We start from the raw sequence: 11,582 nt of genomic DNA, 5'->3' as shown, positions 1-11,582 counted from the left end.
TCGCGCTGCCGCCGCTATGGCGGGCTGGCCAGATGCGAACTGTAACCGTTTCGCCTTGTCGCCGATATGACGGAGGGGAGCCGGGGAGCGACTATGCGATGCGCCGCAGCGTCACCCCGTCCAGCACGGCCCGCCACGGGAACAGCGGCCCCGGGTCGCGCTTGCGCCGCACCTTCAAGGCGGGGTCGTCGCTGGCTTCGACCTCGTCGCGATCCAGGTCCTCGTGGCCGGCGATCTGCGCCAGCGACGGGATTTCCTTGCACAGCCGCTGCAGCAGGGCGGTCAGCGCGGCGATCTGCGCGTCGGTGTACGGCTCGTCCATCGCCTGCCGGCGGGAATCCAGCCAGTCGGGGAACCGGCCGGTGTTGACCAGCTCGATGCCGATGCTGCGCGCATTCCAGCCGCGGGTGTGGTGGGCGCTGCGCGCGGGCGGCACATATTCCTCGATGCGGCCGTCGCGGTCGATGTAGTAATGCCCGCTGTTGCCGGTACCCGACTCGTAAAGCACGCGTTCGCCGTACTCGCGCGCGGTGGCGAGGTCGGGCAGCTCCGTGCAGTGGATGACCACGGTGTCGATGGCGTCCGGCGCACGTGCGGCCAGCAGCTCCGCATAGGGCAGGTGGCGTGCGTGGATCGTCGGGGCGGGCATGCGCCGATGCTAGCATTGACCCATGAGAGGACATTGCATCCTGTCGCACGGCTTCGAAAGCGGTCCCGATGCGACCAAAGTGACCGCGCTGGCCGACGTGGCCGAGCGCCTGGGCTGGACCCACGAACGCCCCGACTACACCGATCTCGACGCCCGCCGTGAGGTGACGCCGCTGGGCGACGTGGCCGCCCGCATCGCCCGCCTGCAGGCGCTGGCGCAGGCCGCTGCCGCGCGTGGCCCGCTGGTGCTGGCCGGCTCCAGCCTCGGCGCCTACATCAGCGGCCACGTGTCGCGGCAGCTGCCGGTGGCCGGCCTGTTCCTGATGGCGCCGCCGGTGGTCATGGAGGGCGCGCCGCCGATGCAGGCGGCCAGCGTGCCGACCTCGATCATCCACGGCTGGCACGACGAGCTGATCCCCGCCGCGCAGGTGGTGGAATGGGCGGCGGCGCGCGATGCGCGGCTGCTGCTGGTGAACGATTCCCACCGCCTGTCCGACCACGTGCAGGCCAGCGCCGAGGCGTTCGCCGCGCTGCTGGCGGCGCTGTGACGCCATGAAATTCTTCGCTTCCTGCGGCAAGGGCCTGGAATACCTGCTGGCCGACGAACTGGTCGCGCTCGGCTGCGCGCGCGCCACCGCCACCATCGCCGGTGCCAACGTCGAGGGCAGCCTGCTGGATGCCCAGCGGGCGGTGCTGTGGTCGCGTCTTGCGAGCCGCATCCTGTGGCCGATCGCCGAGTTCGAGTGCGCCGACGAGCACGCGCTGTACGCCGGTGCGGCCGCGGTGGACTGGACGCGCCATCTCTCGCCCAGCCATACCTTCGCCATTGACGCGCACGTCTCCGGCAGCGCCATCACCCACGCGCGCTACGCCGCGCAGCGGGTGAAGGACGCCGTCGTCGACACCCTGCGCGCCAGCACCGGCCAGCGGCCGGACGTGGACGTGGAGTCGCCGGACGTCCGCATCAACCTGGTCGTCCGCAAGGGCCGCGCCACGCTGTCCATCGACCTGTCCGGTGGGCCGATGCACCGGCGCGGCTGGCGGCGCGTGCAGGGCGCGGCGCCGCTGAAGGAAACCGTGGCCGCGGCGGTGCTGGCGCGGGCCGGCTGGGCGCAGGCCTATGCCGAAGGCGGCGACCTGCTCGACCCGATGTGCGGCAGCGGCACGCTGTTGATCGAGGGCGCGCTTATGGCTGCCGACGTGGCGCCGGGGCTGCGCCGCCACGGTGACGTGCCGCCGAGCCGCTGGCTGGGCTTCGACGGCGAAGCCTGGGCGGGCCTGCGGGTGGAGGCCATCGCGCGTGAAGCGCGTGGCCGCGCCACGCTGCGGCCGTGCTTCCACGGCAGCGACGTGGACCCGCACGCCATCCGCGCCGCACATGAGAACGCGCAGGCGGCGGGCGTGGACGATGCCATCGGCTTCTCCGTCCGCGACATCGTCGACCTGGCGCCGATGGAGAACCCGCGCGGCGTGGTCGCCTGCAATCCGCCCTACGATGCCCGCCTGGCCGCCGACCCGGCGCTGTACCGCGCTCTGGGAGATGCGCTGAAGCGCGTGGCGCCGCAGTGGCGTGCGGCGCTGCTGTGCGGTGACGGCGAACTGGCCCGTGCCACCGGGCTGCGCGCAAAGAAGAGCTACCAGCTGTTCAACGGCGCCATCGAATGCAGCCTGATCGCGGTGGATCCGATCGCGCCGCCGCAGCGCGAAGGCATCGAGAAGCGCGCGCTGCCGGAAGGCGCGCAGATGGTGGCCAACCGCCTGCGCAAGAACCTCGACAAGCTGGCGCGCTGGCGGCAGCAGGAGCAGGTCAGCTGCTTCCGCGCCTACGACGCCGACATCCCCGAATACGCCTGCGCGGTGGACGTATACACCACCGTCGAGGGCGAGACCTGGCTGCACGTGCAGGAATACGCCGCGCCGGCCGAAATCCCGGAAGCGACCACCCGCAAGCGGCTCAGCGACCTGCTGCTGGCGGTGCGCGAGGTGTTCGGCCTGCCGCGCGAGAAGGTCGCCGTGAAGACCCGCAGCACCGGCAAGGGCGGCAGCAAGTACGGCCACTTCGACCATCGCGGGCAGTTCCTCACGGTGGAGGAGGGCGCGGCGAAACTGCAGGTCAACCTGTTCGACTACCTCGACACCGGGCTGTTCCTCGACCACCGCCCGCTGCGCGCGAAGATGGCGCTGGAAGCGCGCGGCAAGCGCTTCCTCAACCTGTTCTGCTACACCGGGGTGGCCACCGTGCAGGCTGCGGTGCAGGGCGCTGCGCAGACCACCAGCGTGGACCTGTCCGCCACCTATCTGGAATGGCTGGCCGACAACCTGCGCGGCAACGGCATCGGCGGCACCCGCCACCGCATCGCGCAGGCCGACGCGCTGAAATGGCTGGAAGCCGACACCGGCGAGTACGACGTGGTGTTCTGCGACCCGCCCACCTTCTCCAACTCCAAGCGCGCCGACGACTTCGACGTGCAGCGCGACCACGTGCGCCTGCTGCGCGCGGTGGTGGCGCGGCTGGCGCCGGGCGGCGTGCTGTACTTCAGCAACAATTTCCGTCGCTTCCGGCTGGATGAAGCCGCACTGGCCGAATTCGCGCAGGTGGAGGACATCAGCGCCTCCACCATCCCGCCGGATTTTGCCCGCAACGCGCGCATTCATCGCGCCTGGCGGTTGACCGCGCGCGGCTGACCAGCGACGTCGGCTTCACCCGCCCCGCGCACCATGGGCGCATGGAAGCGCAATGGCTGGATCTGCTGCAATGGCCCGCGATGGCGGTGACCTTGGTCGCCGCCTGGCTGGTCGGCTCGCGCACGCGCCGCCGGCGCGTCGTGGGTTTCTGGTGCTTCGTGGCCAGCAACCTGCTGTGGGTGTGTTGGGGCTGGCACGCGCATGCCTGGGCGCTCATCGCACTGCAGGCCGGCCTGTTCGCCCTCAACCTGCGGGGCGTGTCCAAGAACGAGGAATGAGCGCTGCCCGGCTCAATCGAGGCGCTGCTCGCGCCGGTGCATCACGATGCCGGCCACCATCACCCCGATGCCCACCGCGGTGACGATCAGGGTGGCCAGCGCGTTGATCTCCGGGGTCACGCCCAGCTTGACCTTGGAGTAGATGAGCATCGGCAGGGTGCTGGCGCCGGGACCGGAGGTGAAGCTGGCGATCACCAGGTCATCCAGCGACAGGGTGAACGCCAGCAGCCAGCCGGCCAGCAGGGCCGGGGCGACCAGCGGCAGGGTGATCCGGAAAAACACCCGCCACGGGCGCGCGCCGAGGTCCATCGCCGCTTCCTCCAGGCTGTCGTCCAGCGCGCTCATGCGCGAGCGCACCACCACCGTCACATAGCAGGTGGTCAGGGTGATGTGTGCGATCATGATCGTGCCCATGCCGCGCTCCGGCCAGCCCAGCGCCTGCTGCAGGGTGACGAACAGCAGCAGCGAGGACAGGCCCAGCATCACGTCGGGCATCACCATCGGCGCCGAGTTCATCAGGCTGAGCAGGCCGCGACCGGGGAAGCGGCCGAAGCGCGACAGCGCCAGCCCGCAGGCGGTGCCCAGCACGGTGGCCGCGCTGGCGGCCACCGCGGCAATGGTCAGGCTGCGCGCCAGCGCCTGCAGGATCTGCTCGTTGGACAGCAGCGCCACGTACCAGCGGGTGGAGAAGCCCGCCCACACCGTGGCCATGCGCGAGGCGCTGAACGAATACACGATCATCGACACGATCGGCACGTACAGCAGCGCGTAGCCCACCGCCATGGCCGCCCACAGCCCCCAGTTGCGCCGCTTCATGCCTGCGCCTCGCGGCGCTCGCGGCGGTTCTCGACGTACTCGAACAGCAGGGTCGGGATCACCAGCAACAGCAGCATCGCCACGGCCACCGCGGCCGCCAGCGGCCAGTCGCGGTTGGTGAAGAACTCGGTCCACAGCACCCGGCCGATGGTCAGCGCGTCGGGGCCACCGAGGATGTCGGGGATCACGAACTCGCCCACCGCCGGGATGAACACCAGCAGGCTGCCGGCGATGATGCCGGGCATCGACAGCGGCAGGGTGATGCGCCCGAACGCCTGCCATGGCCTGGCGCCGAGGTCGGCGGCGGCCTCCAGCAGGTCGAAGTCCAGCCGCATCAGGGTGGCGGTCAGGGGCAGGATCATGAAGGGCAGGTAGTTGTAGACGATGCCGATGTACACGGCGAGATCGGTATGCAGGATCGCGGTGCCGGGTTCGACCAGTCCGATCGCGGCCAGCGCGCCGGTCAGCACGCCATTGGCCTTGAGCATGCCGATCATCGCGTAGGTGCGCAGCAGCGAGCTGGTCCAGAACGGCAGGATCACCAGCACCAGCAGCAGCATCCGCCATGTTGGCCGCGCGCGGGCGATGCCGTAGGCGATGGGGTAGCCCAGCAGCAGGCAGAACAGGGTGGACACGCCGGCGAACAGCAGCGACTTCAGGTAGGCGGCGACGTACAGCGGGTCCTGCAGCAGCAGCGCGTAGCTGCCGGCGTGCAGGCGAAGGCTGGTGGCGCCATCGGCGGCCTGCTCCACCAGTGGCGTGTACGGCGGCGACTGCCCGAACACGGCCTCGGCGAAACTGATCTTCAGCACGATCAGGAACGGCACCGCGAAGAACAGCAGCAGCCACAGCATCGGCAGCATGGTGACGAGGAAGCGCCCGCGGCGGGTGCGGAACTCGGTGCCGACCGCACGGAACCAGCCGAACAGGTTGCGCACGACCTCCGCCCACAGCTGCGTCCACGTGCCGTTGGGGGCGCTGCTCATGCGGTCAGCACCACCGCGCCGCTGGCCGGCCAGCTCAGCCACAGCGTTTCGCCCCAGTCGTAGTGCGGCTCGGAGCTGCGCTCGACGTGGGTTTCCTGGACCCGGATCACCGCGCCTGTCTCGGTTTCGACGTGGTAGATGGAGACGTCGCCGAGGTAGGCGATGTCGCGCACCTTGCCCACCGCCACGTTGTCGGCCTGCGGGCGTGACTCGTGCACGTCGATCTTCTCCGGACGCACCGCGACGCTGACGGCGGTGCCTTCGGGCAGCGGGTCGGCGTGGCGGGCCAGCAGGGCGCCGCCGTCCACCGCGTCGCAGGCGATGCGGGCCACGCGTGCGTCGGCGTCATGCGCCAGCACGCGGCCTTCGAACAGGTTGATGCCGCCGATGAACTCGGCGACGAAGCGGGTGGAGGGGTATTCGTACAGGGCGGCGGGCGTGGACACCTGCACGATGCGGCCCGCGTCCATCACCGCGATGCGGCTGGACATGGTCATCGCTTCTTCCTGGTCGTGTGTGACCATCACGAAAGTGGTGCCCACGCGCTCCTGGATGTTGACCAGCTCGAACTGGGTGCGCTCGCGCAGGCGCTTGTCCAGCGCGCCCAGTGGTTCGTCCAGCAGCAGCAGCTTGGGCTGCTTGGCCAGCGCACGCGCCAGCGCCACGCGCTGGCGCTGGCCGCCGGACAGCTGCGCCGGCCTGCGCGCGCCCAGCTGCGGCATCTGCACCAGCTCCAGCATCTGCTGCACGCGATCCTTGATCTCACCCGCGCCCAGGCCGTCCTGCTTCAGGCCGAAGGCGATGTTCTGCGCCACGCTCATGTGCGGGAACAGCGCATAGCTCTGGAACATCATGTTCACCGGCCGCTGGTACGGCGGCAGCGCGGTGACGTCGACGCCGTCGATCAGCACGCGGCCGCGGTCGGGCGTTTCCAGCCCGGCCAGGATGCGCAGCAGGGTGCTCTTGCCGGAACCGGACCCGCCCAGCAGCGCGAAGAACTCGCCGCGGTACACGTCCAGCGAGATGTCATCACAGGCGTACAGCTTGCCGAAGGTCTTGGTGATGCCCTCGATCCGCAGGAACGGCTGCGCCGCCGGGTCCTTCCACGGCTCCAGCGGCGCGGCGGAACGGATGGCCAGCGCCACCTCAGCGTCCGCTCTTGATCGCGGTCCAGGCGCGCACGCGCTGGCGCTGCACGGCTTCCGGCAGGGACTTGGGGTCGACCAGCTTGGCGCGCACGGCTTCCGGCGGGTACACGCCCTGGTTGTTCGCGATGTCGGGGTCGACCAGCGCGGTGGCGTCCTTGTTCGGGTTCGCGTAGCCCACCGCGTCGGTGATCGCGGCGGAGACCTTCGGGTCCAGCAGGTAGTCGATGAAGGCCTGCGCGTTGCCCGGGTGCTTGGCGTCCTTGGGGATCGCCATCACGTCCACCCAGCGGATCGCGCCCTCCTTCGGGATCACGTAGCGGATGTCGGGCGCCGGCTTGCCGGTGGCTTCGGCCGCTTCGGCCGCGGCGTCGGCGGCACCGAGGATGTCGCCCGAGTAGCCCATCGCCACGCACACGTCGCCGTTGGCCAGCGCGTCCTTGTACTCGGCGTTGTTGAAGGTGCGGATGTGCGGGCGGATCGCGGCATACACCTGCTTGACCGTGTCGATCTCGTCGGCGGCGCCGGCGTTCGGGTCCTTGCCCTTCCAGATCAGCGCGGCGCCGAAGGCCTCCTGGTCGTCGTCCAGCACGCTGATGCCGCACTTGGCCAGCTTGGCGGCGTTGGCCGGGTCGAACAGCAGGTTCCACGAATCGATCGGCGCGTTTTCGCCGAGCGCCGCCTTCACTTTGTCAACGTTGATGCCCAGGCCGGTGGTGCCCCACATGTACGGCACCACGTAGGCGTTGCCCGGGTCGATGTCGGCCAGCCCCTGCAGGATCGCGGGGTCGAGGTGCGACAGGTTCGGCACCTTCGCCTTGTCCAGCGGCAGGTACAGCCCGGCCTTGATCTGGCGCTGCGCGAACGGGCGCGCGGACGGGAACACCACGTCGTAGCCGCTGCTGCCGGCGGTCAACTTGGTCTCAAGCGTCTCGTTCTCGGAATAGACGTCGTAGTTGACCTTGATGCCGGTCGCCTTCTCGAAGTTGGCGATGGTGTCCTCGGCCATGTAGTCGGACCAGTTGTAGACGTTGAGGACTTTCTCTTCCGGGCCAGCCGGGCGGGCGGCAGCGTCCGTCGCGTCGGGCTTGCCGCCGCAGGCGGTCAGCAGCAGCACGGCGCAGGCAAGGGGGGCAAGGCGCAGGGTCACGGCAGTCTCCGGGAAGTGAGTCTGCAAATGGTACGCGCTGAAGCGCCGCGATGAAGCGGCGCGGCGCTCAGTGGCCGCGGATGCGCCCGAACAACCCGGTGGTGCGCGGCGATGGCGGCGCCGGCGGCGCCGGCACCTCCGCCACTTCGGCGTAGCCGGTGGCGAGGTTGGCATTGATGAAGTCGGCCACTTCCGCCGGGCTCACCCCGCTGGCCTCGGCGATCTCGGCGACATCGGCCGGCCCCTTCATCATCACCGTGGCGATGCGGAAGTGCTTGGGATATTCGCGCTCGGTCTGTGGCCACTTCTTCAGCAGGTAGCGGCCTTCGACGGCGGCGCCGGACACCAGTCCGCCCAGCCATTGCAGGCGCGACAGCGGCTGGGCCGGGCCCTGCGCGGCGGCTTCGGCCTCCCAGGCCGCGGCGTCGGGCGTGGCAAAGTCGCTTTCCAGTAGCTCGTCGGCGAAGCAGGGCGCCAGCGGCTTGAGCGTGGCCGGGCCATGCCAGCTGCCGGCCTGTGGGTCGATCAGCAACGTCGGGGCGTCGGGGCGCTGCAGGCGGACCCGCTGATGCAGCGCGCCGGGAGCCAGCCACTGCTGCAGCGTTCGCGTCGCAGGTGGTGCAGGTTCAGCGGCAGGTGTGGGCTGATCGGGTTCCTGCGCAGGCTCCGGCTCCGGATCCGACATGCGCGGGGGCTCCGGCGCGGGCTCCGGAGCCTGCGCCACGATGGGCGCGGGTTCCGGTACTGCGGCCGGTTCGGGCTCGGGGGCGGGCGCGGGCTTGGATGGGATGCCGGCGGGCGCAGCGTCCGCATCGCCCGCGATCTCGCTGAGCAGCACCGCAAGGTCGGTGGCGCTGACCGGCTGCGGCAGGCGGTAGTCGGTCTGCTGGCGGTCCGCCGAGGTCAGCGCGATCACCTTGCGGCCCAGGCCGTGCAGGCGCAGCCAGCTCATCGGGCCGTACAGGCTGTCCATATCGATGATCACGTAATCGGCCGCATCGCCTTCGACGAAGCTCCAGCGGTGGCCGGTTTCCGCATTGGCGATCTTGAACGCGGCGGCAACCTCCGCCTCGGTCGCGCGATCCATTCCCGTAGTGCCAAGCGTCAGTGCCATCCCCGTCCCCACAGCCGGTAAACCCGGTTCGAGTGTTGCCAAGCGCGGCGCGTGCGTCAATGCGGAATCACATACGCCGCCTGCACGGCGCCCGTGAAGGCAGCGGCGCCGTCAGCGGGGCATCGGGGCGCGCGGAGTGGTGTTTGCGCCGGGATGGCGGGATGCGCAGGTTTGGCGGGCGGGTTCCTGGCCGCGTGGCGGTTCACGGGCCGCGGCGCGGATTCTTCGGCAGCTGCGCGCGCAGGAAAGCCATCTGGTCGGCCAGGATGTTCCGGTTGGAGAGGATCAGGTGCTCCACCCAGCTGGGTCGGTAGGGCACGGCCAGCAGCGGCATGTCGGCCTGTTGTGGGGTGCGGTTGCCCTTGCGCGAATTGCATGGGAAGCAGGCGGTGACGACGTTCTCCCAGATGTCGAGGCCGCCCTTGGACACCGGCTGCACATGGTCCCGGGTGAGCGTGCCGCGGTGGTACTGGCGGCCGCAGTAAAGGCACAGCTGCTGGTCGCGGGCGAACAGCGCTTGGTTGGTGAGCGTGGGCGTGGGGTCGATCGCCGCCGGACGGACGTGGCCGCGCGCGGCGATGATGGGATGCAGGTGCAGGACGCTGCGCTCGCCGCTGCGGCGGCTGATGCCGCCGTGGATGCTGAGGCAGGGGTCGCCCAGCGTCCATGCCACCGCGCCGCGGGCATACAGGCAGGTGGCGTCCTGCCAGCTCAGCCAGTCAAGCGCGCGGCCGTGGGCGTCGAGCCCGAGCAGGCGCAGATGCGGGGAGAAACCGGTGGCGTCGGCGGAAACGAAGCTGTCCGCGTGCAGTGCAGCGGTCGGGTCGCCGGTATGGGCCGTGCGATATGTCGCTGTATCGGTCTCCATCGGGAAACCAGCTTATACGCCTTCGATGACGGTTTGTGTACCGGAGGCGCAGACGACGCGCCCGGCGGGTGCCGGGCGCGTGTTGGGGGTCAGTAGGCGCCGAAGCCCTCGTCCGGCATCGCCATCAGCGTGCCGGCGCCGGCTTCGATGGCGGCCTTGTGCGCCAGCGTGCGCGGCAGGATGCGGCCGAAGTAGAAGCGCGCGGTGTCGCGCTTGGCGTCCTTGAACGCCTGCGGGCGGTCGGATGCATTCGCGGCCGCGACGCTGCGTGCCCACCAGTAGGCCAGCACCACGTAGCCCGAATAGAACAGGTAGTCGGTGCTCGCCGCGCCCAGCTCTTCCGGATTGCTGGCCGCGCGGGTCAGCGTCTCGATGGTGAGCTTGCCCCACTCGCCGCACTTGGCGCGCAGCGGTGCGATGAATTCGGCAAGCGCGGCGTCGCCTTCGTGCTGCTTGGCGAAGGCTTCCACCTCGGCGATGAACAGCTTCAGCCCCGCGCCCTGCGTCGCCGCGGTCTTGCGGCCGATCAGGTCCAGCGACTGGATACCGGTGGTGCCTTCGTACAGCGTGGTGATGCGGGCGTCGCGGGCGTACTGCTCCATGCCGTGCTCATGGATGTAGCCGTGGCCGCCGAAGCACTGCAGGGCGTTGTAGGTGTTCTCGATGCTCCATTCGGTCAGGCAGGCCTTGGAGATCGGGGTGAGGAAGCTGACCAGGGTCTCGGCCCGCTCGCGCTCGGCGGGATCGGCGGCTTTCTCGGCCTGGTCCAGCAGCGCGTAGGCCTGCATCGACAGCAGGCGGCCGCCTTCGATCAGCGCCTTCTGGGTCAGCAGCATGCGGCGCACGTCAGGGTGCACCAGCAGCGGGTCGGCCGGCTTGTCGGGGTTCTTCGGGCCGGACAGCGAACGCGACTGCAGGCGCTCGCGGGCATAGCGCAGCGCGTTCTGGTAAGCGCGCTCGGACAGCCCCAGGCCCTGCACGCCCACGCCCAGGCGGGCCGAGTTCATCATCACGAACATCGCCTGCAGGCCCTTGTGCGGCTGGCCCAGCAGATAGCCCTCGGCGCCGTCGAAGTTCATCACGCAGGTGGCGGAGCCGTGGATGCCCATCTTGTGTTCGATCGCGCCGCAGCGGACCGCGTTGCGCTCGCCGACGGTGCCGTCGCGCGCCACCTTGAACTTCGGCACCACGAACAGCGAGATGCCCTTGGCGCCGGGGGGCGCGTCCGGCAGCTTGGCCAGCACCAGGTGGACGATGTTCGGGACGAGGTCGTGTTCGCCCGCGGTGATGAAGATCTTGGTGCCGGTGATCGCGTACTTGCCGTCGGCAATCGGTTCGGCGCGGGTCTTGAGCAGGCCGAGGTCGGTGCCGCAGTGCGGCTCGGTCAGGCACATGGTGCCGGTCCACTTGCCGGCCACCAGCGGCTCCAGGAACACGGTCTTCTGCCAGTCCTCGCCGTAGGTCTCCAGCGCCTTGACCGCACCGTGGCTGAGCATCGGGAAGTTGCCCCAGGCCAGGTTGGCGCTGTCCACCATCTCGGTGAGCACGCCGCCCAGCAGCGCGGGCATGCCCTGGCCGCCGTGCTCCGGCGCGTTGGTCAGTCCCGTCCAGCCGCCCTCGACGAACTTGTCGAAGGCGTCCTTGAAGCCCGGCGGCGGGGTGACGTTGCCGGTGGCCTTGTCGTAGCTGCAGCCGATCTCGTCGCCGATCCGGTTGAGCGGGGCCAGCACGGTTTCGCTGAAGCGCGCGGCTTCATCCAGCACCGCGTCCACCAGCTCGCGGTTGGCGTCGGCATGGCCGAGCCGGGCGAACAGCGCTTCGGCGCCCAGCACGTCGTAAAGGGCGAAGCGGAGATCGTCGAGAGGGGCCTTGTAGGTGCTCATGCGTGCGGT

10 protein-coding genes and 1 pseudogene are annotated in these 11,582 nt (G+C 70.0%); 3 read left to right on the top strand and 8 right to left on the bottom strand.

Annotated features, from left to right (window positions below; genetic code table 11):
* Positions 1–91: 91 nt before the first annotated feature.
* A complete protein-coding gene (locus ICG51_RS03045; protein ID WP_190281591.1) occupies positions 92–649 on the bottom strand; it encodes an N-acetylmuramoyl-L-alanine amidase in 558 nt (185 codons plus the stop codon).
* A gap of 22 nt (positions 650–671) precedes the next feature.
* Between ICG51_RS03045 and ICG51_RS03040 the strand changes: the two genes are divergently transcribed.
* From ICG51_RS03040 to ICG51_RS03030, 3 genes are read left to right on the top strand one after another with little or no spacing between them, the layout of a single operon-like run.
* Complete coding sequence (locus ICG51_RS03040; RefSeq protein WP_190281590.1) at positions 672–1,196, top strand: hypothetical protein; 525 nt, start codon at positions 672–674, stop codon at positions 1,194–1,196.
* Between the two features lie 4 nt (positions 1,197–1,200).
* Positions 1,201–3,333 (top strand): bifunctional 23S rRNA (guanine(2069)-N(7))-methyltransferase RlmK/23S rRNA (guanine(2445)-N(2))-methyltransferase RlmL, encoded by a 2,133-nt coding sequence (gene rlmKL / locus ICG51_RS03035; protein WP_190281589.1) that lies wholly within the window; start codon positions 1,201–1,203, stop codon positions 3,331–3,333.
* 41 nt (positions 3,334–3,374) lie between these two features.
* Positions 3,375–3,611, top strand: a complete 237-nt coding sequence (locus ICG51_RS03030) for a hypothetical protein (RefSeq protein WP_190281588.1) — start codon at positions 3,375–3,377, stop codon at positions 3,609–3,611.
* A 12-nt stretch (positions 3,612–3,623) separates the two neighbouring features.
* On the opposite strand, the gene ICG51_RS03025 is transcribed toward ICG51_RS03030, so the two are convergent.
* The 7 genes and pseudogenes from ICG51_RS03025 to ICG51_RS02995 form a co-directional block, all read right to left on the bottom strand.
* Positions 3,624–4,427 (bottom strand): ABC transporter permease subunit, encoded by an 804-nt coding sequence (locus ICG51_RS03025; RefSeq protein WP_190281587.1) that lies wholly within the window; start codon positions 4,425–4,427, stop codon positions 3,624–3,626.
* Positions 4,424–5,290 (bottom strand): ABC transporter permease subunit, encoded by an 867-nt coding sequence (locus ICG51_RS03020; RefSeq protein WP_223809555.1) that lies wholly within the window; start codon positions 5,288–5,290, stop codon positions 4,424–4,426. Before ICG51_RS03020 ends, ICG51_RS03025 begins: the two co-directional genes overlap by 4 nt.
* Positions 5,291–5,409: 119 nt before the next feature.
* Positions 5,410–6,558 carry an ABC transporter ATP-binding protein gene (locus tag ICG51_RS03015; protein WP_190281585.1) on the bottom strand — a complete coding sequence of 383 codons (1,149 nt, stop codon included), beginning with the start codon at positions 6,556–6,558 and terminating at the stop codon, positions 5,410–5,412.
* Position 6,559: 1 nt separating this feature from the next.
* Positions 6,560–7,708, bottom strand: a complete 1,149-nt coding sequence (locus ICG51_RS03010) for a polyamine ABC transporter substrate-binding protein (RefSeq protein ID WP_223809506.1) — start codon at positions 7,706–7,708, stop codon at positions 6,560–6,562.
* 67 nt (positions 7,709–7,775) lie between these two features.
* Entirely contained in the window at positions 7,776–8,822 is a 1,047-nt protein-coding gene (locus tag ICG51_RS03005; RefSeq protein ID WP_190281584.1) for a hypothetical protein, read from the bottom strand.
* 202 nt (positions 8,823–9,024) lie between these two features.
* A pseudogene (locus ICG51_RS03000) lies at positions 9,025–9,588 on the bottom strand (HNH endonuclease); the annotation flags it as partial.
* Positions 9,589–9,779: 191 nt separating this feature from the next.
* Positions 9,780–11,573, bottom strand: coding sequence for an acyl-CoA dehydrogenase C-terminal domain-containing protein (locus tag ICG51_RS02995; protein ID WP_190281582.1), 1,794 nt, complete (start codon positions 11,571–11,573; stop codon positions 9,780–9,782).
* Between the last annotated feature and the right edge of the window lie 9 nt (positions 11,574–11,582).

Source organism: Thermomonas sp. XSG (genome assembly GCF_014678725.1).
Lineage (GTDB): Bacteria > Pseudomonadota > Gammaproteobacteria > Xanthomonadales > Xanthomonadaceae > Thermomonas.
This window is presented reverse-complemented; position numbering and strand designations above follow the sequence as displayed.